24 protein-coding genes are annotated in these 24,910 nt (G+C 72.9%); 18 read left to right on the forward strand and 6 right to left on the reverse strand.

Annotation, left to right across the window (positions count from 1 at the left end):
• The first annotated feature begins 27 nt into the window (after positions 1 to 27).
• The 8 genes from AC2RP6_RS18170 to AC2RP6_RS18205 all read left to right on the forward strand — a co-directional run bounded on the left by AC2RP6_RS18170 (position 28) and on the right by AC2RP6_RS18205 (position 8,849).
• Positions 28 to 753: a CIS tube protein gene (locus AC2RP6_RS18170; protein ID WP_486447140.1), complete on the forward strand. Its 726-nt coding sequence runs from the start codon at positions 28 to 30 to the stop codon at positions 751 to 753.
• Complete coding sequence (locus tag AC2RP6_RS18175) at positions 750 to 2,567, forward strand: VgrG-related protein (RefSeq protein ID WP_486447141.1); 1,818 nt, start codon at positions 750 to 752, stop codon at positions 2,565 to 2,567. Before AC2RP6_RS18170 ends, AC2RP6_RS18175 begins: the two co-directional genes overlap by 4 nt.
• 51 nt (positions 2,568 to 2,618) lie before the next feature.
• A complete protein-coding gene (locus AC2RP6_RS18180; RefSeq protein ID WP_486447142.1) occupies positions 2,619 to 2,936 on the forward strand; it encodes a PAAR domain-containing protein in 318 nt (105 codons plus the stop codon).
• Positions 2,936 to 3,358: a GPW/gp25 family protein gene (locus tag AC2RP6_RS18185; RefSeq protein ID WP_030664125.1), complete on the forward strand. Its 423-nt coding sequence runs from the start codon at positions 2,936 to 2,938 to the stop codon at positions 3,356 to 3,358. The genes AC2RP6_RS18180 and AC2RP6_RS18185 overlap by 1 nt, the downstream gene beginning before the upstream one ends.
• A complete protein-coding gene (locus tag AC2RP6_RS18190; RefSeq protein ID WP_486447143.1) occupies positions 3,358 to 5,340 on the forward strand; it encodes a putative baseplate assembly protein in 1,983 nt (660 codons plus the stop codon). The genes AC2RP6_RS18185 and AC2RP6_RS18190 overlap by 1 nt, the downstream gene beginning before the upstream one ends.
• A complete protein-coding gene (locus AC2RP6_RS18195) occupies positions 5,337 to 5,912 on the forward strand; it encodes a phage tail protein (protein WP_486447144.1) in 576 nt (191 codons plus the stop codon). The genes AC2RP6_RS18190 and AC2RP6_RS18195 overlap by 4 nt, the downstream gene beginning before the upstream one ends.
• Positions 5,913 to 5,917: 5 nt before the next feature.
• Positions 5,918 to 8,128 carry an NADase-type glycan-binding domain-containing protein gene (locus AC2RP6_RS18200; protein ID WP_486447145.1) on the forward strand — a complete coding sequence of 737 codons (2,211 nt, stop codon included), beginning with the start codon at positions 5,918 to 5,920 and terminating at the stop codon, positions 8,126 to 8,128.
• Between the two features lie 184 nt (positions 8,129 to 8,312).
• Positions 8,313 to 8,849: a GNAT family N-acetyltransferase gene (locus tag AC2RP6_RS18205; RefSeq protein ID WP_486447146.1), complete on the forward strand. Its 537-nt coding sequence runs from the start codon at positions 8,313 to 8,315 to the stop codon at positions 8,847 to 8,849.
• 154 nt (positions 8,850 to 9,003) lie between these two features.
• Here AC2RP6_RS18205 and AC2RP6_RS18210 read toward each other — a convergent pair whose 3' ends face one another.
• A complete protein-coding gene (locus AC2RP6_RS18210) occupies positions 9,004 to 9,900 on the reverse strand; it encodes an NADP-dependent oxidoreductase (protein WP_486450369.1) in 897 nt (298 codons plus the stop codon).
• Positions 9,901 to 10,046: 146 nt separating this feature from the next.
• On the opposite strand from AC2RP6_RS18210, the gene AC2RP6_RS18215 reads away from it, so the two are divergent.
• Both AC2RP6_RS18215 and AC2RP6_RS18220 read left to right on the forward strand, forming a co-directional pair.
• Positions 10,047 to 10,463 (forward strand): winged helix-turn-helix transcriptional regulator, encoded by a 417-nt coding sequence (locus AC2RP6_RS18215; protein ID WP_486447147.1) that lies wholly within the window; start codon positions 10,047 to 10,049, stop codon positions 10,461 to 10,463.
• Positions 10,464 to 10,505: 42 nt separating this feature from the next.
• On the forward strand, positions 10,506 to 11,234 hold the full coding sequence (locus AC2RP6_RS18220; RefSeq protein ID WP_486447148.1) for a Mut7-C RNAse domain-containing protein: 729 nt from the start codon (positions 10,506 to 10,508) through the stop codon (positions 11,232 to 11,234).
• On the opposite strand, the gene AC2RP6_RS18225 is transcribed toward AC2RP6_RS18220, so the two are convergent.
• On the reverse strand, positions 11,231 to 11,776 hold the full coding sequence (locus AC2RP6_RS18225; RefSeq protein WP_486447149.1) for a hypothetical protein: 546 nt from the start codon (positions 11,774 to 11,776) through the stop codon (positions 11,231 to 11,233). The two genes, AC2RP6_RS18220 and AC2RP6_RS18225, sit on opposite strands and share 4 nt — an antisense overlap.
• 115 nt (positions 11,777 to 11,891) lie before the next feature.
• On the opposite strand from AC2RP6_RS18225, the gene AC2RP6_RS18230 reads away from it, so the two are divergent.
• The 3 genes from AC2RP6_RS18230 (at position 11,892) to AC2RP6_RS18240 (ending at position 14,098) form a co-directional block, all read left to right on the forward strand.
• Entirely contained in the window at positions 11,892 to 12,227 is a 336-nt protein-coding gene (locus AC2RP6_RS18230) for a YnfA family protein (RefSeq protein WP_486447150.1), read from the forward strand.
• 62 nt (positions 12,228 to 12,289) lie between these two features.
• Entirely contained in the window at positions 12,290 to 13,063 is a 774-nt protein-coding gene (locus AC2RP6_RS18235; RefSeq protein WP_486447151.1) for an SDR family NAD(P)-dependent oxidoreductase, read from the forward strand.
• Positions 13,064 to 13,279: 216 nt separating this feature from the next.
• Complete coding sequence (locus AC2RP6_RS18240; RefSeq protein WP_486447152.1) at positions 13,280 to 14,098, forward strand: LAGLIDADG family homing endonuclease; 819 nt, start codon at positions 13,280 to 13,282, stop codon at positions 14,096 to 14,098.
• A gap of 83 nt (positions 14,099 to 14,181) precedes the next feature.
• On the opposite strand, the gene AC2RP6_RS18245 is transcribed toward AC2RP6_RS18240, so the two are convergent.
• On the reverse strand, positions 14,182 to 15,375 hold the full coding sequence (locus AC2RP6_RS18245) for an RtcB family protein (protein ID WP_045321422.1): 1,194 nt from the start codon (positions 15,373 to 15,375) through the stop codon (positions 14,182 to 14,184).
• A gap of 191 nt (positions 15,376 to 15,566) precedes the next feature.
• Here AC2RP6_RS18245 and AC2RP6_RS18250 point away from each other — a divergent pair, with 191 nt between their 5' ends.
• From AC2RP6_RS18250 to AC2RP6_RS18260, 3 genes are all read left to right on the forward strand, one after another.
• Positions 15,567 to 16,457, forward strand: coding sequence for a DUF3558 domain-containing protein (locus AC2RP6_RS18250; protein ID WP_486447153.1), 891 nt, complete (start codon positions 15,567 to 15,569; stop codon positions 16,455 to 16,457).
• Between the two features lie 113 nt (positions 16,458 to 16,570).
• Complete coding sequence (locus tag AC2RP6_RS18255; protein WP_486447154.1) at positions 16,571 to 17,332, forward strand: DUF3558 domain-containing protein; 762 nt, start codon at positions 16,571 to 16,573, stop codon at positions 17,330 to 17,332.
• Between the two features lie 131 nt (positions 17,333 to 17,463).
• A complete protein-coding gene (locus AC2RP6_RS18260; protein WP_486447155.1) occupies positions 17,464 to 18,840 on the forward strand; it encodes a DUF2637 domain-containing protein in 1,377 nt (458 codons plus the stop codon).
• 83 nt (positions 18,841 to 18,923) lie between these two features.
• Here AC2RP6_RS18260 and lysS read toward each other — a convergent pair whose 3' ends face one another.
• Positions 18,924 to 20,663 carry a lysine--tRNA ligase gene (lysS, locus tag AC2RP6_RS18265; protein ID WP_486447156.1) on the reverse strand — a complete coding sequence of 580 codons (1,740 nt, stop codon included), beginning with the start codon at positions 20,661 to 20,663 and terminating at the stop codon, positions 18,924 to 18,926.
• A gap of 191 nt (positions 20,664 to 20,854) precedes the next feature.
• Between lysS and argS the strand changes: the two genes are divergently transcribed.
• Positions 20,855 to 22,624: an arginine--tRNA ligase gene (gene argS / locus AC2RP6_RS18270; RefSeq protein WP_486447157.1), complete on the forward strand. Its 1,770-nt coding sequence runs from the start codon at positions 20,855 to 20,857 to the stop codon at positions 22,622 to 22,624.
• A gap of 225 nt (positions 22,625 to 22,849) precedes the next feature.
• Here the strand turns inward: argS and AC2RP6_RS18275 are convergent, their stop codons facing one another.
• Positions 22,850 to 23,014 carry a hypothetical protein gene (locus AC2RP6_RS18275; RefSeq protein ID WP_486447158.1) on the reverse strand — a complete coding sequence of 55 codons (165 nt, stop codon included), beginning with the start codon at positions 23,012 to 23,014 and terminating at the stop codon, positions 22,850 to 22,852.
• 86 nt (positions 23,015 to 23,100) lie between these two features.
• On the opposite strand from AC2RP6_RS18275, the gene AC2RP6_RS18280 reads away from it, so the two are divergent.
• A complete protein-coding gene (locus AC2RP6_RS18280; RefSeq protein ID WP_486450370.1) occupies positions 23,101 to 23,898 on the forward strand; it encodes a VOC family protein in 798 nt (265 codons plus the stop codon).
• 155 nt (positions 23,899 to 24,053) lie between these two features.
• On the opposite strand, the gene AC2RP6_RS18285 is transcribed toward AC2RP6_RS18280, so the two are convergent.
• On the reverse strand, positions 24,054 to 24,851 hold the full coding sequence (locus AC2RP6_RS18285; RefSeq protein ID WP_486447159.1) for a TetR/AcrR family transcriptional regulator: 798 nt from the start codon (positions 24,849 to 24,851) through the stop codon (positions 24,054 to 24,056).
• Positions 24,852 to 24,910 lie beyond the last annotated feature (59 nt).

Raw genomic sequence — 24,910 nt, forward strand, 5'->3', positions numbered from 1 at the left:
CCGCCGCCCCGGAAGGAAGTCCACGGCATGGCACCATCGGCACGCGCCAGCCGCGCCCGGGCCCAGCTCACCCTCAAGGAGCCCCCGGCCTCGGTCGGTGCCAAGCCCGGCGGGACGATCGCCCGGCTCGACCTGCAGTTCAACCCGTCGACCCTGCAACTGGGCAAGACCACCGAATGGCGGCGCTCCCCGTCCCGCATGGCGGGCCAGTCGGCACTGCCCGAGTTCGTGGGCAGCGGCCCGCGCACCCTGAGCCTGGAGGTGTTCCTCGACGCCACCGCCACCCACGACAACTCGGTGGAACAGGCGGTGGAGAAGCTGATGAAGGCGTGCGTGCCGACCCCGGCCAGCCTCGGCCGCAAGAAGCCGGCGAGCCCCTGGGTGCGCTTCGAGTGGGGCAGCGCCCGGACGACCTCCTTCGACGGGGTCCTGTCGAACCTGTCGGTGTCGTACACGCTCTTCGACGTGGACGGGAAGCCGCTCCGGGCGACCTGCTCGCTGTCCATCGAGGAGGCGAGCGTCGACCCGCCCGGCCAGAACCCGACCTCCGGCTCCCGCACCGCCCGCAGCACGCACACCGTGGTGGCGGGCGACAGCCTGGCCATGCTGGCCTGGCGCGAATACGGCGACGCGACGGCCTGGCGGGTCATCGCCGAGGCCAACGGCATAGACGACCCGATGGCCCTCGTCCCCGGCACCGAGATCGTGGTGCCGGGCACGCGGGACCAGCACGGCGAGGAGGAACAGCGGTGAGCGGGACCGAGACCGGGGGCCGGTCGTTCGCGGCCGACCCCATCGTGGAAGCCCCCGGCGAACTGCCGCAGATCTGGGCGGCGCAGCTGGTCAGCTGTGTCGTCGACGAGAACGTGGGCCTGCCCGACACGGCGGTGCTCACCTACCGCGACCCCGACCACGAGTTCCTGCGCACCACCGGCATCACCATCGGCACCCCGCTGCGGGTGTCGGTGGCGACCGTGAAGGGGCAGTCGCGGGAGCGGCTGTTCAACGGCGAGGTCACGGCCCTGGAGATCGACCGGGACCGCACCGGCTCGTTCACCGTCGTCCGCGCCTACTCCAAGGCGCACCGCCTCCAGCGCGGCCGCAAGGTGGTGGCGTACCGGAACATGACGGCCGCCGCCATCGTCCGCAAGGTGGCCGCCGGCGCCGGGCTCGCCGTCGGGAAGGTGGAGGCGGCACCGGTCACGTACAAGCAGCTGTCCCAGGCGAACGTCTCCGACTGGGACTTCCTGCAGTTCCTCGCCGGGGAGAGCGGCGCGCAGGTACGCGTCGACGACAAGGGGCTGCTGCAGTTCACCCGGCCCGTGAAGGCGTCGGGGGCGCCCGCCCCGTCGACGTCCGCGGTCCGCGACCCGATGGTCCTGGAGTACGGGCGCAACCTGCTCGCCCTGCGGGCCGCGCTGACGGCCGCCGACGGCGCCTCGAAGGTGCAGGTGCGCGGCTGGGACGTGACCACGAAGCGGCCGCTGGTCGCCGAGCAGGCGTCCGTGGTCAGCGACACGGTGGTGCCGGGCCTCGGCCCGCAGACCGCCGCACGCTTCGGGACGGCGGCCGTGACCGTCACCGACACCCCCTACCGCACGCAGGCCGAGACGACGGCGGTCGCGAAGGCGGCGGCGGCCCAGGTCAGTGCCGGCTTCGGCGAGCTGGAGGCGGTCGCCGAGGGCAACCCGCTGCTGCGAGCCGGCAAGCCGGTCGCGCTCGGCAACGTCGGGCAGGCGTTCTCCGGCCGGTACACGGCCACCGCCGTCCAGCACGTCCTGGAGCCGCACGGCGGTTTCCGCACCACCGTGTGGGTCAGCGCCAGCCCGGACCGCTCCCTGACCGGCCTGGTGACCGGCGCCAACGCCCCCGGGCGCGGGCCGCGCATCCCCGGCCTCGCGATCGGCGTGGTCACGGACGTACGCGAGCCGAACGGCTCCCAACGCGGCGCCGTACGACTGAAGTTCCCCTGGCTGGACGACACCTACGTCAGCGACTGGGTGCGCACCGTCCAGTGGGGCGGCAGGGGCGGCGGCGGGGTCGTCAGCCCCGAGGTCAACGACGAGGTGCTCGTCGGCTTCGAGCAGGGCCTGCTCGACAGCCCGTACGTCATCGGCGGCCTCTACAACGGCGTGGACCAGCCCTCGCCGCACGACGTGCCGCTGATCGACAGGACCAGCGGCAAGGTCAACCGCCGCTCGATCGTGTCGCGTTCGGGCCACCGCGTGGAACTGCTGGACGCGGCCGCGCCGGGCCCCTCCGGGCTGCGCCTGGTGACCGGGGACGAGCGGCTCGAAGTCCGCATGGACGACCGCCGGGACCGCATCGAACTCACCGTGTACGCGGGCCGGGGCCGACCGCTGACCTCCGTCTCCATGGACAAGAACGGCATCACGCTCGACGCCCGGCAGGGCACCGTGAAGGTGTCCGGGCGGCAGGTCGACATCGACGGCACCGCCGGCGTCAGCATCGGCGGCCGGTCGGTGAAGGTGAACGGCACCGCGGACGTCACCGTCAACGGCGGCCTGCTCGCCGTCCTCAAGGCCCGCCTCATCCGCATCAACTGACCCCCTCCACACACCCCGCGCACGACCACCGCCGTCCCCGAGGAGCCCCCGATGCCAGCCGCAGCCCGTACCGGCGACCCCACCAACCACGGTGGCCGGCTCGCCACGCCACCGCCCGGCGCCGCCGCGCAGGTGGCCACGGTGCTGATCGGCGGCCGGCCCGCCGCCGTCGTCGGCAGCCTGCACGTGTGCGTCGTACCGCCCCACGCCGCCCTCGGCCCGGCCAACGTGGTCGTCCCCAACCCGGCCGCCCTCACCGCGGGAACCGTCCTCATCGGCGGACTGCCCGCCGCCCGCGCCCGCGACCAGACCGCCTGCGGCGCACAGGTCCTCACCGGCGCCATGAACGTCCTGGTCGGAGGCGTGTGATGAGCGAACGCTTCATCGGCCGCGGCTGGGCGTTCCCGCTGCGCGTCGGACCGACCGGCGGGATCGCCATGGTCGAACGCGAACGCGAACTGGAGGAGGCCATCCGCCTCGTCCTGGGCACCGCGCCCGGCGAACGCCCCATGCGGCCCGAATTCGGCTGCGGCATCCACGAGTACGTCTTCGCCCCCGGCGACGGCGACACCGCGGGCCGCGTCGCCCAACAGGTCCGCGAGGCCCTGGAACGGTGGGAGCCGCGGATCACCGTCGACGACGTCGTCGTGGCCTTCGACGCCGTCGAGGCGGGCACCCTCTACATCGATGTGCACTACACGGTGCGCACCACCAACGACCGGCGCAACCTGGTCTTCCCCTTCTACACGATCCCCTCCGAGGAGGGGGCCGAGGAAATGGTCGCGGACTGATGGCCCTGCCCTCCCCCAACCTGGACGACCGACGGTTCCAGCAGCTCGTCGACGAGGCGAAGAGGTACGTGCAGCAGCGCGCACCCGAGTGGACCGACCACAACGTCTCCGACCCGGGCGTCACCCTCATCGAGACGTTCGCCTACCTCGTCGACCAGCTCCTGTACCGGCTCAACCGGGTCCCGGACAAGAACTACCTGGCCTTCCTCGACCTGCTGGGCATCCAGCTGTACCCGCCGTCGGCGGCCTCCGCCGACGTCGACTTCTGGCTGTCGGCCCCCCAGCCCGACACCGTCACCCTGCCCGCGGGCACCGAGGTCACCACCGAGGTGACCACCGCCGCCGGCGACACCGAGGAAGCCGTCGTCTTCGCCACCACCGACGACCTGCGGATCCTGCCCAGCGAACTGACCCGGCTGGTCTCCGCGCCCCGCGCCGGCGAACCCGCCGACCGGACCGGCGCCCTCACCGAGGGCCGCGACATACCGTGTTTCCAGGCCACGCCCGAACCCGGCGACGCCCTGCTCTTCGGCCTGCCGACGGCCGTGCCCCGCTGCGTCGTCGCCGTCCGCCTCGACAGCCGCGTCGAAGGCGTCGGCGTCGACCCGCGCCAGCCCCCGCTGGTGTGGGAGGCCTGGGACGGCGGCCGCTGGCAGCGCTGCGCCACCGACTCCGACAGCACCGGCGGCCTCAACCGGCCCGGCGAGATCATCGTGTACGTGCCCGCCGGGCACACCGCGTCCGTGATCAGCGGGACCCGCGCCGGCTGGCTGCGCTGCCGGGTCACCGAGCCCGAGCCCGGACAGCCCTTCTACTCCGAGTCCCCCACCGTCCGCGAGGCCGCCGTCTTCACCGTCGGCGGCACCATGACCGTGGAGCACGCCGAGCGCGTCGCCGACGTACCCCTCGGCGCGTCCGAAGGCGTGGCCGGGCAGACCTTCCGCCTCGGCCGGCCGCCCGTACTCCTCGACGGGGAACCCCCGGTGGTGGAGGTGTCCTCACCCGACGGCTGGCAGCGCTGGGACGTCGTCGAGCACTTCGGCCGCTCCGGCCCCGACGACCGGCACGTCCGCGTCGACGCCACCACCGGCGAGTTCTCCTTCCCGCCCGTCCTGCGCGAGGCCGACGGCACCCTGCGCGCCTGCGGCGCCGTACCCCCCAAGGGCTCCCAGATCCGCGTGAGCCGCTACCGCACGGGCGGCGGACCCGCCGGCAACGTCTCGCGCGGCGCGATCTCCGTACTGCGCAGCTCCGTCCCGTACGTCGCCCGCGTCACCAACCGCGAGGCGGCACGCGGCGGCGTCGCCGGCGAGACCATCGACAACGCCAAGCTGCGCGCCCCGGAGGCCCTGCGCATGCAGGAGCGGGCCGTGACCGCCGAGGACTACGAGATCATCGCCCGCCGGGCCGCTCCCTCGGTGCGCCGCGTCCGCTGCCTGCCCGCCACCGAGGGCGGACGCGGCGCCGGCTCGGTACGGGTCCTGGTCGTACCGGACGCCGTCGCCGACGAGGGCGACCGGCTCCGCTTCGAGCAGCTGATCCCCTCCGACCAGGTCCTGACCGCGATCACGGACACCCTCGACGAACGCCGCCTGATCGGCACCAGCCTCGTCGTGGAACCGCCCGTCTACCAGGGCGTCACCGTCGTCGCCCGGCTGTCGGCGACCACCGCCGCCGACACCGACCGGGTGCGCGACGCCGCGCTCGCCGCGCTGTACCGGCACCTCAACCCGCTGCACGGCGGCCCCGACGGCACCGGCTGGCCGTTCGGCCGGCCCGTGCAGTACGGCGAGGTCTTCGGCGTACTGCAACGCGCCGTGGGGGACGTCCTGGTGGAGGAGATCCGGATGTTCGCCGCCGACCCGATCACGGGACGGCGCGGCGCCCCCGTCGACCGCATCGACATCGGCACGGGCACGCTCGTCTTCTCCTACCAGCACCAGGTGGTCGTCACCGGCCCGGAAGCGCAGGCGCACGGATGAGCCGGGCCGCCGTACCCGGCCTGCCCAGCCGATACCCGATCGGCGAGCAGCTGCCCGCGCTGTACGCCGACGACGACTTCGCGCAGCGGTTCACCGCCGGCCTGGACACCGTGCTGGCACCGGTGTTCACGACCCTCGACAACCTGCCCTCGTACTTCGACCCGCGGCTGGCCCCGGCCGACTTCCTGGCCTGGCTGGCCACCTGGGTCGGCGGCGCGGACGACCCCGACTGGCCGACCGCGCTGCGGCGCGAGGCGGTCGCCCGCGCGGTGGAACTCCACCGGTGGCGCGGCACCCGACGCGGACTGGTCGAGGCGCTGCGCCTGGTCCTGGGCGTGTCCGCCGACGTCAGCGGCGACGGCACGGCCGTCTGGTCCCGGACGGCCGGCACCGAACCGGCCCCGGCGCCGGCCGGCGAGGTCCTCGTACGGGTGTGGCCGCGCGGCCCCGGCGCCGCGTACGAGGTGGACGCCGACCGGGTCCGCGCCCTCGTCCACACCCTGTGCCCCGTCCACACGGCCTGCCGCGTGGAGATCCTGCCCGGGCCGCCGCCCGCGGCCGAAGGGAGCTGACGGCCATGCGTACGTGTCCCGCCTGCGGGGCGTCCACCACCCCGACGGACGACTTCTGCACGAACTGCGGCGCCTACCTCAACTGGTCCTCCCCCAGCCGGGGCGAGGCCGCCCCGGCGGAGGAGACCACCCCCTGGTGGGCCACGCCCCCCGAACCGGCCCCACCCGCCGACGGGACGGCCGCCCACGGAGGTCGAGCCCCGCAGAACACCCCCGAGGCCGGCCGGACCGGCGAGGACACCGCCCCCGGCGGACCCCTGGCCGGGACGGCCCAGGACCCCACCCCGGCCGGCGCCCCGCCCCGGGCGACCACCGCCGAAGGCGGGACGCCCGGCAGCGGCGCGGCCCAGGGCGCCACTCCCGCACCGCGGCAGGCCGCTGCCCGACCCGGCACCGCCCCGGCCCAGCCGGACGCCCCTCAGCCGGCCGCACCCCCGGCCGGCCCGCCCCGCCGGGACGCAGCCCAGGCGGCCGGTGGCCAGAGCCGCACGCCCGAAGGGGCCACGGGCCAGGGCGACATGAGCCGTGACGGACACGCCGAGGGCGGGGGCACCCGGCCGGACGTCACCCCGGCGGCCACACCCCAGGCCGACGGACCTCAGCGGGGCGCAGCCCCGGAGACCACCGACCAGAGCCGCACGCCCCAGGGAGCCACCACTCAGGACGACATCAGCCCGCCCACGTCGGCCCAGCCGGACACCCCTCAGGCCATCCCGCCCCGCCGGGCCGCAACCCCGGAGGCCGCCGGCCAGAGCCGCACGGCACAAGGGGCCACCAGCCAGCCGGACATGAGCCCGGACGGGCCCGCCCAGGACGGGGCCGCCCAGCCGGACGCGCCTCCGGCGGCCCTGCCGCAGGCCGGCCCGCCCCGCCGGAGCACAGCCCCGGAGGCCGCCGACCAGAGCCGCACGCCCCAAGGCGCCGACGGTCAGGGCGACGTGAGCCCGGGCAGGTCGGTCCAACCGGCCACCCCCCAGGCCATCCCGCCCCGCCGAGGCACAGCCCCAGGGACCGCCGGCCAGAGCCGCACGGCCCAAGGAGCCACCGGTCAGGGCGACATCAGCCCGGCCACGTCGGCCCAGCCGGACACCCCCCAGGCCATCCCGCCCCGCCGGGCCGCGGCCCCGGAGGCCGCCGGTCAGAGCCGCACGGAGCGGGCCGATACGCCGGAGGAGCCCTCGGCGCCGCGGGGCGCGCGGGAGGTCACCGCCGGGGCGCAGACCGCATCCCGCGGGGAGCGGTGGCTGCCCTGGCTGCCCTGGCCTCGCAGGAGGTCTGCACCCGCCGCAGCCACCGGTTCCCGGCCAGGCGCACCCTCCGAAGCCGAAACCGGGGCCGAGGCCGGGGCGGCGGGGGGCGGTGGGGTGCAGCCCCGCCCGGTCGCGCCGGCGGCCGCGGCCGGGGGGTCGCCCCCGCCCGTGGCGCCGGGACGGCCGGCCTCGCCGGCGCCCGTGCTGCCCGCCAGGGCCGTCGCGCCGCGACCCGTCGTACGGCCCCTCCCGGCCGGCGACGACGTCACCGGCGCCCCGTGCCCGGCCTGCGGCACCCCCAACCCGCCCGACCGCCGCTTCTGCCGCCGCTGCGCGACGCCCCTCACGCCCACCACCGTCGCGGCCCCGCTGCCGTGGTGGCGGACCGTCTGGCCGTTCCGCCGCCGCACCCGCGCCGGCTCCGGCCGCCTGGCCCGCTTCCTGGTGGTCCTGGCCGTCGTACTGGCCCTGTGCGCGGCCGCGTTCCTGCTGCTGCCGGCCGGACGCCACCTCATCGAGGACACCCGGGACAAGCTCGGCAAGGCCAAGGCGGTCACCCCGGCCCGCGTCCAGGCGACCGCCGAACTCCCCGGCCACCCCGTGGCCCACAGCACCGACGGCCTCAGCAACCGCTACTGGGGTTCCCCCGACCCCGGCGCGTCCGCGACGTACACCTTCAACAAGCCGTTCCGCCTCGTCGACGTGATCATCACCAACGGCGCCTCACCCGCCCCCGAGGAGTACGCCAAGCAGGGACGGGCCCTGCGCATCGACATGGAGGTGACGGACCGGGACGGCGCCACGGTCCACAAGGAGCTCGTCCTCAGCGACAAACCCGGACCGCAGACCTTCCCCCTCGGCATCAGCAACGCCACCACCGTCCGGCTGACGCTCGCGGAACCGGCGGGCTCGGCGGCGGACGGTCATCTCGCCCTGGCGGAGGTGGAGTTCTTCCAGCGCAGCTGACCTGTACGCCCGTGCGGAGCGTCTCGGCGGGCGGGATGCGGGCGGCCGCAGGGCCGGGTACAGCCCTGCGGCCGGCCCACCACGGGCACGTGCCCCGGAGCCGGCGACGCGCGCCGTCCGGTTCCACCACCCCCGGACGGACCGCGAGCCCGCGGCAGAATCCCGGGATCCGTAGGGTGGGCCCATGGAGGCACACGTGCGACTGGAGCCGTGGTCCCCGGCGGACTCCGGGCTGCTGCTGCGCGCCAACGAACCCGTCATGACGCAGTACCTCGGCGGCCCCGAGTCCGACGAGAAGCTCCGCGACCGCCAGCGCCGCTACGAGGCCCTGAACGCACGGGAGCCCGCCGCCGGACGGATGTTCCGCGTGGTCCTGGAAGCCTCCGGCGAGAGCGCGGGCTCCATCGGCTTCTGGGAACGCACATGGCGGGGCGAACCGGTCTACGAGGCCGGCTGGGGCATCCTGCCCGAGTTCCAGGGCCGCGGCCTGGCCGTCGCAGCCCTCACGCAGCTCCTGTCCTACGTGAGGGCCCACGGCACCCGTGGCAGCGTCCACGCCTTCCCCGGGACCGGCCACCCCGCCTCCAACGCCGTCTGCCGGCGCGCCGGCTTCGAACGCCTCGGCGAGGTGGACTTCGAGTACCCGCCCGGCGTGCCCCACCCGAGCGTCGACTGGCGCTACCGGCTGGGGCCGCCGCAGCCGGTCACGCCGTCAGGATGACCCGACGGCGCACCGTCACGCCGTCAGGAACGATCCGGCGGCGGACGGTCACGCCCTCAGCGCGACCCGTCCGCACGCCGTCACGCCGTCACGCCGTCACGCCGTCACGCCGTCACGCCGTCACGCCGTCAGCACGATCCCGCTGCGGGGGCGGTCACGCCGTCAGCACGATCCGGCCGCGCACGCCCGGCGCCGCGAGCCGGTCGTGCGCCTTCGCGGCCTCCGCGAGGGGGAAGACCTCCGAGACCCGCAGGGTGAGCGCACCCTCGTCCACGAGCGCCACCAGGCGCGCCAGCAGCTCCCCGTCCGCGGCGACCTCCTGCTCCTCCACCCGGACACCGCGCTCCGCCGCCGGGGCGTGGTGCGGGATCAGGCCGACGTAGACCCCGCCGTCCCGGACGTGGGCCAGCGCTGCCCCGCCCAGCACGGCCGCGTCCAGCACCCCGTCCACCGGCCCTGCCGGAGCCCCGCCGCGCGGGACGAAGGCGGCCGCGCCCAGCGACCGTACGAGCTGCTCGTCCTGCGGACCCGCCAGGGCCGTCACCACCAGCCCGGCCCGCGCCGCGAGCTGCACCGCCAGCCCGCCGACCATCCCCGCGGCGCCGGGGACCAGCACCGAGGCCCCGGGCGCGAGCCCCAGCTGGTCCACGGCGCGGGCCGCGGTCAGGCCGGCCAGGGGCAGCGCCGCCGCGGCCGGGACGTCCACCGTCGCGGGCGCCGCGGCCACGGCGTCCGCGTCGAGCACCGCGTACTCGGCGTGCGTGCCCAGCGGCTTCACCGTGCCGTAGTGCAGGCCGACCACCCGGTCGCCGCGGCTCCAGCCGGTCACGCCGGGGCCGGTCCCGTCGATCTCCCCCGCCACGTCCCAGCCGAGGCCGAGCCGCTGCCCGGCGCCGCCGAAGACCCCGGCGCGGACCCCGCCGTCCACCGGGTTGAGCCCCGCGGCGGCGACCCGGATCCGCACCTGGCCCGCCCCCGGACGCGGCACCGGCACCTGCGCCAGCTCGACCCGCTCCGGGCCCCCGAATCCGTTCACCACGGCCGCCAGCATCGTCTTCCCGCTCATCGCTCTCCCCGTTCCGCTCCGATTTCCGGTCCGTGTTCCGGCCCGTCCGATGAGCACTAACCTAGGGAGAGGTACTCTCTTTCCGTAAGTACGCACTTCGAAGTGCGTACCGGACCTGGAAGTGGGGACCCATGGCCACCAGCACCGCCGCGGCCCGCCGCGAGGAAGCCCGTACCGCCTACGACGCCTTCCTCAAGGAGTGCCCCACCGGCCAGCTCCTCGCCCGCATCAGCGACAAGTGGGTCGGCCTCATCGTCAGCGCCCTCGGCGAGTCCGACGACCGCTCCATGCGCTACAGCGACCTCGGCCGCAGGATCCCCGGCGTCAGCCAGAAGATGCTCACCCAGACCCTGCGCTCCCTCGAACGCGACGGCCTCGTCACCCGCCACGTCACCCCCACCGTCCCGGTCCGCGTCGACTACCGCCTCACCGACCTCGGCAGCAGCCTCGGCTGCCTGCTCTCCTCCGTGAAGGACTGGGCCGAGAACCACTTCGACGAGGTCAACGCCCACCGCGACACCTACGACCGGGCCACCGCCGACTCCTGAAATCAGGCGCGGCCACGCACCCCGCAATGGCATGCTGACCAGGTGAACGGACCCGGCATTCAGCTCACCCTCGCCCCCGAACTGCGCCTCTTCGCCCCACCCAGCCGGCGCACGGACCGCGTACCGACCGCGACCGACGGCACGTCCAGCCTCGGCCACGTCGTCGAATCCGCCGGGGTCCCGCTCACCGAGGTCGGCCGCCTCCTCGTCGACGGCCACGAAGTCCCCGTCTCCTACGTGCCCCAGGACGGCCAGAGCGTCGAGGTGTTCGGGGTCGAACGCCCCCAGCACGTCCCCGGCGCCCCCCTCCGCTTCCTCCTCGACGTCCACCTCGGCACGCTCGCCCGCCGCCTGCGCCTCCTCGGCGTCGACGCCGCCTACGAGAACGAGGACATCGGCGACCCCGCCCTCGCCACCCGCTCCGCCGCCGAACAGCGCGTCCTGCTCTCCCGCGACCGCGGCCTGCTCCGCCGCCGCGAGATCTTCGCAGGCGCGTACGTCTACAGCGACAACCCCGACGAGCAACTGCGCGACGTCCTGGGCCGGTTCGCCCCCGCCCTCGCCCCGTGGACCCGCTGCACCGCCTGCAACGGGCCGCTCCACGAGGCCGACAAGGAGAGCGTCGGCGACCGCCTGGAACACGGCACGCACCGCACCTACGACGTCTTCGCCCAGTGCGGCGCCTGCGAACGCGTCTACTGGCGCGGCGCCCACCACGCCCGCCTGGAGCGCATCGTCGACGAGGCCCTCGTCGAATTCGGGACCCCCTAGAACGCGTAGGCGTCCCCCGTGTCCAGGGCCAGTACCACGTGATCGTTGTTCGCGTGGTTCCGGTCCGTCGCACCGCCGTTCCACCACGTGTCCACCCGCACCACCACCTCCGGCACCCGCTCCCGCAGCTCCAGCGCCAGCCCCACGTGCCGGCCCCGCCCGTGCAACGGCAACGGCCCCGTCTCGCAGACCACCTCGCGCAGTCCCGCCCGCGCGCAGCCCTCCGCCAGCCGCTGCCGGTCCGCCAGGTCGGCCGACAGCCGCACCCGCAGCGTCGCGTTCGGCAGCGCGGCCGGCCCGTCGTTCTCCGGAACCAGCCACACCCGCAGCCGCGCCCCGGACAGGGCCACCCGGCCGTGGTACGACACATCGGCCTCCGGCCCCGCCGCCGCCGGAGCCCCCACCGGCACCGGACCCGGCACCGGACCCGGCACCGGACCCGCCGCCGGCGCCCCCGCCGACGCCAGCGCCGGCCCGGGCACACCCGCCCCGAACGCCAGCAACCCCGCCACCACCACACTCCGTACGGCGACACGGCGCACCGCCACCACCTCCTCGCGTCTCGCGCGGAGGCTAGCCCGCACCACCACCCACCAGTCGGACCATCACACGAACGAGGGCGCGCCCACCCCCATCTGCCGTGCGTACCTTTGAGCCATGCTGATCGCCCGCTCCGTCGCCCTCTTCACCCTCGCCGCCCTCCTGGAGATCGGCGGCGCCTGGCTGGTCTGGCAAGGCGTGCGCGAACACAAGGGCTGGGCCTGGATCGGCGCCGGCGTGATCGCCCTCGGCCTCTACGGCTTCGTCGCCACCCTCCAGCCCCAAGGCGACTTCGCCCGGGTCCTCGCCGCCTACGGCGGCGTGTTCGTCGCCGGCTCCCTCGTCTGGGGCGCCGTCGCCGACGGCTACCGCCCCGACCGCTGGGACGTCGTCGGCGCCCTCGTCTGCCTCGCCGGAATGGCCGTGATCATGTACGCCCCGCGCGGCCGCTGACCGGCCCGGTCGCGCCTATGCTGGCGGGTAATCGCCCGTACGAACGACCGAGGAGCACGCCCATGAGCACGGCCGCCACCCGAACCGCCGTAGTCACCGGCGCGAGCAGCGGCATCGGCGCGGCCACCGCCCGGCAGCTCGCTGCCGCCGGCTACCACGTCGTCCTCACCGCCCGCCGCAAGGACCGCATCGAGGCCCTCGCCGCAGAGCTGACCGACGCCGGGCACTCCGCGACCGCCCACGCCCTCGACGTCACCGACCGCGCCGCCGTCGACGCCCTCGCCGCGTCCCTCGACCGCTACCCCTCGGTCGACGTACTCGTCAACAACGCCGGCGGGGCCATCGGCGCCGAAACCGTCGCCACCGGCGACCCCGCCGACTGGCGCACCATGTACGAGGTCAACGTCATCGGCACCCTCAACGTCACCCAGGCGCTGCTCCCCGCCCTCATCGCATCCGGCGACGGCACGGTCGTGGTCCTCTCCTCCACCGCCGGTCACGCCACGTACGAGGGCGGCGCCGGCTACGTCGCCGCCAAGAACGGCGCCCGCGTCCTCGCCGAGACCCTCCGCCTGGAGATCGTCGGCCAGCCCGTCCGCGTCATCGAGATCGCCCCCGGCATGGTCAAGACGGACGAGTTCGCCACGACCCGCTTCCGCGGCGACGCCGAGAAGGCGGAGAAGGTCTACGCGGGCGTCGCCGAGCCCCTCACCGCCGACGACGTCGCCGACACGGTCACCTGGGCCGTCACCCGTCCCAGCCACGTGAACATCGACCTCCTGGTCGTCCGCCCCCGCGCCCAGGCCTCCAACACCAAGGTCCACCGCGAGCTCTAGCCCCACCCCGGCCCTCCTCGGCCACGGCACGGCGGCGGCCGAGGCCGCTCCCCGCCCCATTCCGGATCATTAGATTCCGCCATACGTTCGAGTGAATGGCGCACAATCGACCCGTCGCACCACGAACCCACCCCTAGGTTCAGCCACGACAGCGGCCCCCGCCCGGGATGGCAGTCCCGACCGAGGGCCTCACCAACAGGGAAGAAAGGCTTCCTCGTGGCTGACCAGGACCCTAGCGCCCCCGAACGCTTCATGGACCTCCAAGACCCCCGCTATGCCTATATGTTCGGCTTCCTGCAAGCCGACGGACACCTGGCCCGGGGCACTGGGCAGAAGGGCAAGCTCACCGCCGAGGTCAACGCGCGGGACATCGACATCCTTCGCGCGTTCCAACGTCTCACGCCCTACTACAGCTCGATCTCCCAGCGCACCCGAGCGACCAACTTCTCCGACTCGCACACCTCCGCCACATGGAGCCTGTGCTCCCTCGAAGCCCGCAGCACACTCAACGAGCTGGGGATCCCCTACGGGCGCAAGTCCACGAACATCAGGCCACCCCGCGTGGACTTCTCACGTCGCGACTACCTGCGGGGAGTGATCGACGCGGACGGATCCGTCGGCCACACGAGCAAGGGACTGCCGTTCATCTCGCTCACCACCGCGAGCACAGCGCTCGCTGCCTACCTGTGCCACTACGCCAGGAAGATGACGGGAGCCGAGCGGACCATCAAGCGCAATGCGCGGGACGGTATCTACAACATCCTCTACACCAAGGAGGCGGCTCAGGAGCTGGCCGCGCACCTCTACTACGACGGCTGCCTGGGCTTGGAGCGCAAGAAGGCAAAGGCCTCCGGGATCCGCGATTGGGTCCGCCCAGCAGAGATGCGGGTCGCCCCGCCCCGCCGTCGGTGGAACCGGACGGACGACGAGACCCTTCTGCGGTTGAACGACCCGGCTACCGCAGCAGTCGCGCTCGAGCGGACCGAGCAGAGCTGCACCATGCGGCTGTGGCGCCTGCGTACGGGTAGGGGCTGACAGTGCAAGACGGGAGGGCCCGTACCGACCGCGATCGGTACGGGCCCTCCGCTCGCCGGCCAGCGCGTCAGGCCGTCAGGGCGTCAGCCCTTGATGCAGATGACCTGCTTGAGCTTGGCCACGACCTGGACGAGGTCCGTCTGCTGGTCGATGACCTGCTCGATCGACTTGTACGCGCCCGGGATCTCGTCCACGACGCCCGAGTCCTTGCGGCACTCGACGCCCTTCGTCTGCTCCGCCAGGTCGCGCGCCGAGAACTTCTTCTTCGCCGCCGTCCGGCTCATCTTCCGGCCCGCTCCGTGCGAGGCGGAGTTGAAGGACTTCTCGTTGCCGAGGCCCTTCACGATGTAGGAGCCCGTGCCCATCGACCCCGGGATGATCCCGTAGTCACCGCTGCCGGCGCGGATCGCGCCCTTGCGGGTGACCAGCAGGTCCATGCCGTCGTACCGCTCTTCCGCCACGTAGTTGTGGTGGCAGCTGATCTCGCGGTCGAAGGAGACCTTCGCCTTGCGGAACTCCTTCCGGAAGACCTCCTTGAACAGGCTCATCATCACGGCACGGTTGTACTTGGCGTACTCCTGCGCCCAGAAGAGGTCGTTGCGGTACGCCTCCATCTCTGGGGTGGCCGCGAGAAAGACCGCCAGGTCCCGGTCGACCAGGTTCTGGTTGTGCGACAGCCCGCGGGCGACACCGATGTGGAAGGCAGCCAGCTCGTTGCCGATGTTCCGTGAGCCCGAGTGCAGCATGAGCCACACCGAACCGGAGGTATCGATGCAAACTTCACAGAAGTGATTGCCCTGGCCAAGGCTTCCCATTTGCCGCATCGCACGATCCCGCCGGAACTTCACCGCGTCCGCGACGTAGTCGAAGCGCTCCCACAGGTCCCCGAAGCCCGCCTCGGTGAACCCGTACAGGCGGGCCGGATCCACCGCCTCTCGGTGCATGCCGTTCCCCACCGGGATCGCCTGCTCGATCTTCGAGCGGAGCTTGGAGAGGTCGCCCGGGAGGTCGTTCGCCGTCAGGGACGTCTTCACCGCCGACATGCCGCAGCCGATGTCCACGCCCACCGCCGCCGGACAGACCGCGTCCTTCATGGCGATCACCGAGCCGACCGTGGCCCCCTTGCCGTAGTGGACGTCCGGCATGACGGCCAGGCCCTTGATCCACGGAAGGGTGGCGACGTTGTGGAGCTGCTGCATCGCGCCGGCCTCGACCGACGCCGGGTCCGTCCACATCCGGATCGGGACCTGTGCCCCCGGTACCTCTACATACGACATAAGGAATCAATCCCCCGAAACCAACAGAAAAGTGAGAATGCGCAAAAGCCTCGCTCTTGATCCCAAAGACGACAGGGGACCGGCGCCAGCACCAGCGTGTGCGATAGACATTGTGTCCAGCCGTGCCCAAGTCGCGGCAACGCATTTTCCGGACCGTCGGGGGGCCCGCCGGTCGAAGGGAGCCAGTGGACGTGCAGCGCAAGGCGGTACGGCGAGTCCTGCCCGGCATCGCGATGCTCACCGCGCTCGCGGCCGGTGCGGCCGGCCTGACCGGGTGCACCGGCGGCGGCGACGGGGCGGGCACCAGCGACTCGAAGGCCGGCGGCAGCGCCGCCGCACCGGCCCAGCCGGGCAAGTACCGCAGCCTGCCGGCGCCCTGCAAGGCCGGCGCGGACAGCAAGAAGCTCAAGGCCATGCTCCCCGAGCCCGACGACCTCACCCCCGAGCAGCTCGACCAGCTGTACGCGGGCGTCGCCGACGCCTCCTACGACGGCGACCGGCACGTCGGTTGCCGCTGGACGTCGCAGACCCCCGAGGAGACCCGGCTGCTGTCGGTCGGCTTCGAACGCGTCGTCTCCTACGACCGCGCCACCGCCAGCGACGACGACAAGGCCAAGCAGGTCTACGTACGCCTCCTCACCGACGCGCACCTGCCCTTCCCCGGCCCCGCCACGACGCCGAGCCCGGGCGCCGCCAACCCGGCCGCGCCCGCCGACCCGGCCGCGCCGGCCGCCTCCCCGCCCGCGAACGCCTCCCCGCCCGCGAGCGGCGCACCGATGCCCGGCGCTCCGGCCTCGGGGACACCGGCGCCGGGCGCGAGCCCGTCCCCGCAGCCCGAGCTCGGCTCGCGCGTCCTGCAGGGGCTCGGCACCGAGGCGTTCCTCGACGACAAGCTGAGCCCCGCCGGGGCCACGGCCGCGCAGTCCCGCACCGTACGGATTGTGTTCCGTACCTCGAATGTCATCGTCAAGGTCGAGTACAGCGTCCAGCCGGCCCTGCCCGGCACGGTGCCTCCGAGCGCCGAAACCCAGGACAGGGCACGGCAGTTGGCGCTGGCGCTGGCCGAGCGCTTCAACGAGTGAGCGGTGCGCGCCGCGCCCGGGCGTGACAGCGCGCACAGCAGCCGGTCACCCGATCGGGCTACCGTTGACCGGGTCCCCTGTCCGAAGAAGACCCCCAGAGCACTGAAGGAACCATGCACCGATCAGCCTCGCGCCTCACCCGCGTTCTCGCCTGCGCAGCCGTCCCGGTGATCCTCACCGTGGCCGGGTGTTCCTCCGACTCGGGCAAGGAATCGACCGCGAAGGGCGACAAGAAGTCCGGTTCGTCCGCTTCGGCGAAGCCCGGTGAGAAGTCGAAGAAGCCGGAGCTGGAGAAGGCGGCCTTCGCCGCGCTCCCGGATCCCTGCAAGGCGCTCCAGACGGGCACGATAGACACGCTCGTGCCGGAGGCGAAGGACAAGAACGGCACGGCGACGAAGTCGAACGACCTGGCCAGCCGCGCCAGCTGCTCCTGGAACGGCCTGGACGAGGACGGCCTGAAGGGCTCCCAGTACCGCTGGCTCTCGCTCTCCTTCTTCCGTACGGACTCCCACGCCTCGCTCGGCAACGCCAACAAGCGGGCCGAGGAGCAGTACGGCAAGCAGGTCGAGGCGGCCAAGGCCACCGAGGGCGCGCAGAACGTCAAGGCCGAGCCGGCCGAGGGCCTGGGCGACCAGGGCACGTCGATCGTCTACTCGGTGAAGAAGGACGTCGACTTCTTCAACACCACGATCGTGGCGCGCACCCAGAACGTGGTGGTCACGCTCGACTACAACGGCGCGGCCTACGAGGGTGCCGGCGCTCCGGACCAGGCGAAGCTGCTGCAGGACGCGCTCACCGCGGCGAAGGAGGCCGTGGCCTCGGTCGCGACCGCCAACAAGCCGGCTGAGCAGCCGCAGTCCCCCGCGCCCCAGTAGGAGCGGTGGCCGGTCGGGGCCGGGGCCTCCTGGAGCGCTGACGTCCGGTCACCCGTACGCTGTGCCTGCCGCGGCTCGGTAAAGACGCGGTAAGCGCTCGGTTTGTGCTCGACAAGGGGAGGGGATCGCGGGTGGCCGCGATGCAGCTGACTCGTACGCACCGAATACTCATCGGTGTCGTGGTCGCCGGAGCCGTCGTCATCGCGGGCATCGGTTTCGCGGGCTCGTACGCCGCGGTGCGCGAGCTGGCGGAGAAGAAGGGCTTCGGCAGTTTCTCCCTGGTGTTCCCGATCGGCATCGACGCCGGTATCTGTGTGCTGCTGGCGCTGGACCTGCTGCTGACCTGGCTGCGGATCCCCTTCCCGCTGCTGCGTCAGACGGCGTGGCTGCTGACGGCGGCGACGATCGCGTTCAACGGCGCGGCGTCGTGGCCGGATCCGCTCGGTGTCGGCATGCACGCGGTGATCCCGATCCTGTTCGTGGTGACGGTGGAGGCCGCCCGGCACGCGGTGGGCCGGATCGCGGACATCACGGCGGACCGGCACATGGAGGGCGTGCGGATCACGCGGTGGCTGCTGTCGCCGGTACCGACGTTCAAGCTGTGGCGGCGGATGAAGCTGTGGGAGCTGCGCTCCTACGAGCAGGCGATCGGCATGGAGCAGGACCGGCTGATCTACCAGGCGCGGCTGCAGGCCCGGTACGGGCGGTTCTGGCGGCAGAAGGCTCCGGTGGAGGCGCTGATGCCGTTGAAGCTGGCGCGGATCGGTGTCCCGCTGTCGGAGACGGCGCCGGACGCGCTGGCGGCGACGGGGATCGACCCGGCGGTCCTGCCGCCGCTGGCGCAGCAGCTCGCGGGTGCGGGTGCGGGTGCGGCTCCGGCGCTGGAGGCCCCGGCCGCGGGCGGCCCGGAGCGGGACGGGCAGGCTGCGCAGGCCGCCCCGGGTGCGCAGGACGTCCAGGCCCAGCAGTTCCCGCAGCCGCAGCCCGGCCGGCAGGGGGCGCAGGACCAGCAGGCCGGGCAGGCGGCAGGAGTCGCCCACGCCCCGCCGGCGTTCGCGGTGGACCCGACGGCGATGCCCGCGGCCCACAACAGTGCCTGGTTCGCAGCGCCGAAGGCGCCGCAGGCGGCGTACGAGGGCGGCTACAACCCGCAGTACGTGGAGGGGCTGGAGCCGACCCCGGTGCTGCCCCCGATGGGTCCGGACGAGCAGCAGGCCCAGCAGCTCCCGATCCCGGAGCCGCGGCACGAGGCGGCTCCGGACGGGTACCTCGCGGAGCAGGTGCCGGAGGTGGAGTCCCCTGACGAGGTCGAGTTCGCGCAGATCGCCTACAAGGTGTTCTGTGCGCTGGCCGAGGAGACGCAGGACTATCCGACCGCCGAAGCCCTCGACATAGTGCTGGCGGACCGTTATGGCGTGACGCACCCGCGCAGTGGCTCCCTCCTGCGGCGGATGATCGCGACGTTCCGGCAGCAGCACCACAAGGACCGGGAGGCCGAGCCGGCGTAGCACCGCCGGCCGGTACCGGTACGCGGAAGGGCCCGCACCCCGAGGGGTGCGGGCCCTTCCGCGTGTCCGCCGGTGCGGTGGTCTCAGACGGCGAGCAGCTTGCGCACGCGGTCCGCGCCCACCGCCAGCAGCAGCGTGGGCAGTCGCGGTCCGGTCTCGCGGGTGACGAGGAGCCGGTAGAGCAGTGCGAAGAAGGTGCGCTGGGCGACCTTCAGCTCGGGGGTGGGCTTGGCGTCGGGTTCCAGTCCGGCCATGACCTTGGGGACGCCGTAGACGAGGGTGGTGAGTCCGTCGAGCGACCAGTGCGAGTCGAGGCCGTCGAGGAGGAGGCGCAGGGACTCGCGGCCCTCGTCGTCCAGGGAGGACAGGAGCTCGGTGTCGGCGTCCTCGCGCACGAGGGTTCGCTGGTCGGCCGGGACCTGGGTGGTGATCCAGTTCTCGGCGCGGTCCAGGCGCGGCCGTACCTCGTCGAGGGAGGTGAGCGGCTGCGACGGGTCGAGGTCGGCCAGGATGCGCAGGGTCTGCTCGTCGTGGCCGGCGGTGATGTCGACGACGGAGGCGAGGGTGCGGTACGGGAGGGGGCGGGGGGTGCGGGGCAGCTCGTGGGAGGCGACCCGGACGGCGCGGCTGTGGGCGGCGGCGTCGGCGGGCAGCACGGAGCCGTCCGCGACCTTGGCCTCCAGCTTGTCCCACTCGTCGTAGAGGCGCTGGATCTCCTGGTCGAAGGCGATCTTGAAGGACTGGTTGGGGCGGCGGCGGGCGTAGAGCCAGCGCAGCAGCTGCGGCTCCATGATCTTGAGGGCGTCGCCGGGGGTGAAGACACCGCCCTTGCTGGAGGACATCTTGGCCATGCCGCTGATGCCGACGAAGGCGTACATGGGGCCGATGGGCTGCTCGCCGCCGAAGATGTGGACGATCTGGCCGCCGACCTGGAAGGAGGAGCCGGGCGAGGAGTGGTCGACGCCGGAGGGCTCGAAGACCACGCCCTCGAAGGCCCAGCGCATGGGCCAGTCGACCTTCCAGACGAGCTTGCCGCGGTTGAACTCGCTGAGCTTGACCGTCTCGGTGAACTCGTCCTCGGTGCAGACGTAGGTCATCTCGGTCGTCTCGTCGTCGTACGAGGTGACCTTGGTGAAGTCCTTGCCGCACTGGCCGCAGTACGGCTTGTACGGGAAGTAGCCGCCCTCGCCGGCGCTGCCGTCGTCCTCGGCGGCGGCACCGGAACCCTCGGCGGCTTCCAGCTCGGCCTCGTCGACCTGCTTCTGCTGGGGCTTCTTGCCGCCGGGCTTGACCTTGGTGCGGTACTGGGCGAGGACGGCGTCGATGTCGCCGCGGTGCTTCATCGCGTGCAGGATCTGCTCGCGGTAGGCGCCGGTGGTGTACTGCTCGGTCTGGCTGATCGGGTCGTACTCGACGCCGAGCTCGGCCAGCGACTCGGCCATGGCCGCCTTGAAGTGCTCGGCCCAGTTCGGGTACGCGGAGCCTTCGGGGGCGGGGACGGCGGTCAGCGGGCGCCCGATGTGCTGGGCGTGGGACTCCTCGGTGACGCCGGGAATGCCCTTGGGGACCTTGCGGAAGCGGTCGTAGTCGTCCCACGAGATGAGGTGGCGGACCTGGTGGCCGCGGCGGCGGATCTCGTCGGCGACCAGGTGCGGGGTCATGACCTCGCGGAGGTTGCCGAGGTGGACCGGGCCGGAGGGGGAGAGGCCGGAGGCGACCACGACGGTTTTGCCCGGGGCCCGGCGCTCCGCCTCGGCGATGACATCGTCCGCGAAACGGGAGACCCAGTCGGTCTCGGTGCTGCTCTGCGCGCTCTGAGCCACGACACGTCCTTCTATCTCGAATGCTGGCTTCGGCCATTCTCCCAGACGGAAGCAGTCACTCCGGGGTTGCTTCCGCCCCGTGATATCCCGCGAAACGGATGGCGCCCGCGTGGGATACTCGGCACTTGTCGGAAGACCCAAGTACGCACCCCGTACGAACCACGTACGGAACCTCACAGGAACGGCAGCTCATGGCCTCGGTCCCTTCGCTCGCTTCGTCCGTCAACCAGCGCGTCGCCGACGCCCTCGCCTCCGCCCTGCCGGAGGCCGGTGGCGCCGACCCGCTGCTGCGACGTAGCGACCGGGCCGACTTCCAGGCCAACGGCATCCTGGCGCTCGCGAAGAAGGCGAAGGCCAACCCGCGCGAGCTGGCCACGACCGTGGTCGAGGGCATCCCGACCGGTGAGCTGATCCAGGAGATCGAGGTCTCGGGCCCCGGCTTCCTGAACATCACCGTCGCCGACCGGGCGATCATCTCGACGCTGGCCGCACGCGCGGCCGACGACCGGCTCGGCGTCCCGCTGAACCCGTCCGCCGGCACGACGGTGATCGACTACGCGCAGCCGAACGTCGCGAAGGAGATGCACGTCGGGCACCTGCGGTCCGCCGTGATCGGTGCGGCGATGGTGGAGATCCTGGAGTTCACGGGCGAGAAGGTGGTCCGGCGCCACCACATCGGCGACTGGGGCACCCAGTTCGGCATGCTCATCCAGTACCTGTTGGAGCACCCGCACGAGCTGGACCACACGTCCGCGGACGGCGACGAGCAGGCCTCCGGCGAGGAGGCCATGTCCAACCTGAACCGCCTCTACAAGGCCTCGCGCGCCCTCTTCGACTCCGACGAGGAGTTCAAGACCCGTGCGCGGGCACGGGTGGTGGACCTGCAGGCGGGCGAGCCGGAGACGCTGGCGCTGTGGCAGCGGTTCGTGGACGAGTCGAAGATCTACTTCTACTCCGTCTTCAACAAGCTGGACATGGACATCCAGGACCCCGACGTGGTCGGCGAGTCCGGCTACAACGACATGCTGGTCGAGACGTGCAAGCTGCTGGAGGAGTCGGGCGTCGCCGTCCGTTCCAACGGTGCGCTGTGCGTGTTCTTCGAGGACGTCAAGGGCCCGGACGGCAACCCGACCCCGCTGATCGTGCAGAAGTCGGACGGCGGCTTCGGCTACGCGGCGACCGACCTGTCGGCGATCCGGGACCGGGTGACGAACCTCGGGGCGACCGAGCTGATCTACGTGGTCGACGCGCGGCAGTCGCTGCACTTCAAGATGGTCTTCGAGACGGCGCGCCGGGCGGGCTGGCTGAACGACGGCGTCAAGGCCGTGCAGCTGGCCTTCGGCACGGTCCTGGGCAAGGACGGCAAGCCGTTCAAGACCCGTGAGGGCGAGACGGTCCGGCTGGTGGACTTGCTGGACGAGGCGATCGAGCGCGCCTCGGCCGTGGTCCGCGAGAAGGCCCAGGACCTCACCGAGGCCGAGATCGCCGAGCGGGGTGCCCAGGTCGGCATCGGCGCGGTGAAGTACGCCGACCTGTCGACGTCCGCCGCCCGGGACTACAAGTTCGACCTGGACCAGATGGTCTCCCTGAACGGCGACACGTCCGTGTACCTGCAGTACGCGTACGCCCGTATCCAGTCGATCCTGCGCAAGGCGGGCGACGCCGGGCCGGCCGCCCACCCGAAGGTGGCGCTGGCGCCGACCGAGCGCGCGCTGGGCCTGCACCTGGACGCCTTCGGCGAACTGATCGCCGAGGCGGCCGCGGAGCACGCCCCGCACAAGCTGGCGGCGTACCTGTACCAGCTGGCGTCGCTCTACACGTCGTTCTACTCGGAGTGCCCGGTCCTCAAGGCGGACACGGCGGAGCAGGTCGAGAACCGTCTGTTCCTGTGCGAGCTGACGGCCCGCACCCTCTCCAAGGGCATGTCCCTCCTCGGCATCCGCACGCCCGAGAAGCTCTGACCGACCTGACGGGGCTGCCCCCGGCCCGTGGGCCGGGGGCAGCCCCGTTCTCAGCCGAGGATCCGCCGCAGTGGGCCGCTCGGCCGCAGATCGCGCGCAGGAACTCCTGTCGTACCGGCTCGCACAGCCCCACGCGGCCGGATTCGACCAGTCGGCCCCGCTCGGGTCCGGCCTGACGCCGGTAGAAGCGCACCAGAGCGCTGCTGTCGATCAGGAAGTCGTCGCTCACGCGGCCGAATGCCCCTTGTCTTCGGCCTGTTCGCCCGCGTCAGGGTGCCCGATCGCCGCGAAGTCCATTTCGCCCCCGTCCACCATCTCCCGCATCCGCTCGATGGCCGCCGCCCGGCGCCTGCGGTCCGCGACCTCCCGTACGGGCCGCGCAGCCTTCACCCGGACGGGTCGATTCGGGGCAGGGGGGCCGGGTAGGGGACGGCCCGTCCTTCCCCCATCCACCAGCGGAGGCATCCGTGCCCGACATGAACGGCCCCTACAAGCCCGGCACCCCGTGCTGGATCGACCTGATGGTCCCCGACCAGCAGGCGGCCCTCGACTTCTACTGCGACCTCTTCGGCTGGCAGGGCGAGATCGGCCCGGCCGAGCAGGGCGGCTACTCCGTCTGCCTCCTCAAGGGCAGGCCCGTCGCCGGCATCATGAAGGCGTCCAACCCGGACGGCACCGTGCCCGACCCGATGCCGCCGACCGCGTGGACCACGTACCTGGCCACGGACTCCATCGACTCCGCCGTCAAGTCCGTCACCGACGCCGGCGGCTCCGTGATGATGGGTCCGATGGACGTCATGGACCTCGGCCGGATGGCGGTGGTCGTCGACCCGACCGGTGCCGCGGTCGGCCTGTGGCAGGCCGGCACCTTCGACGGCGCGGGCATCGTCAACGAGCACGGCGCGCTGATCTGGAGCGAGCTGAACACCGGCGACGTCCCCGCCGCCGCGGCCTTCTACACCTCCGTCCTCCCCGTCACCACGGCCAAGTCGCAGATGCCCGACGCCGGGGACTACACCGAGTTCAAGGTCGGCGACCGCGCCGTCGGCGGGATGATGGACCTCGCCAAGCTGCCGGCCGGGGTGCCGCCGCACTGGATGCCGTACTTCCACGCCGACGACGTCGACGAGATCCAGGCCGCCACCGTCCGGGCCGGCGGCAGCGTCATGGCGCCGGCCTTCGACATGGTGGCGGGCCGCATGGCCGTCCTCGCCGACCCGCAGGGCGGCGTCTTCTCGGTGATCAGGGCCACCGCTCCGGAACAGCCCGCCTGACCGGTGGGCTCCCGTCCCTTCCGCCTCCTGCCACGTTCCGCGCGACAGCAGGCGGAAGGCGCGCCGCGGTGCACCGCGGGCCCCGCTTCCACCCCGGCCCCGCTTCCACCCCGGCCCCGCTTCCACCCCGGCCCCGGCTGCACTGCGGCCCGGCCTCACCGCGCCTGTGCCCGTCCCGCGATCAGCGTCTCCAGACCGTCCAGGATGCGGTTCAGGCCGAAGCGGAACTGGAAGTCCGGCTCGTCCGCGCCCGTGAACGCGTCCGACTCCAGCAGCCGCGTCACGGCCGGGTGCGTGTCCGGGCCGGTCATCATCCGCAGCGTGCGCAGGTACTGGCCCATGACCTGGTCCGGTGAGACGCCGGACTTCACGATGGCGTCCATCATGTCGGCCGCCATGGTCGCCTCGTTGCGGACCAGACCGCCGATCAGGATGATCGTCGAGATCTTCTCGCCCTCCGTCAGGGCCGCACCGGCCATCGCCGCCAGCCCGCGCTCCATCCACGCCAGCTGGTTCGGGCTGACCGGAGCGCCGGTGATCGGGATGCGCAGGATCCAGGAGTTGGCCATGAGCACCGCCCGCTGGGCGAGGGCCCACTGCGTCAGCAGTTCGCGCCAGCCCCAACCGTCCGCTTCGGGCGGCAGCGCCGGCGGGCGGCCGACGCCCGCGTCCGCCATCAGGATGTAGAGCTCCTCCTTCGCCGTGACGTACCGGTAGAGGGACATCGTCGAGACGCCCAGCTCCTTGGCCACCCGGCCCATGGAGACCGCGTCCATGCCCTCACCGGCCGCCAGCGCCACGGCCGTCTCCACGATGCGGGGCAGTGTGAGCGTGGGGCGCGGCCCCTTGCCGGGGCGCTCCCGAAGGCCCCAGGCCATCTCCAGGCTCGCCGGGAGCCCGGTCCCGCCCTCGCTCCCCTCGCCGCCCTCGCTGCCGTCGTCCTCGTCCGCCATGACCGCCCACTCCTCGATTGACCCCCATCCTAGTTCTGTGTATTACTTACACAGAAGAG

The sequence above is a fragment of the Streptomyces sp. WAC03905 genome (genome assembly GCF_057371075.1).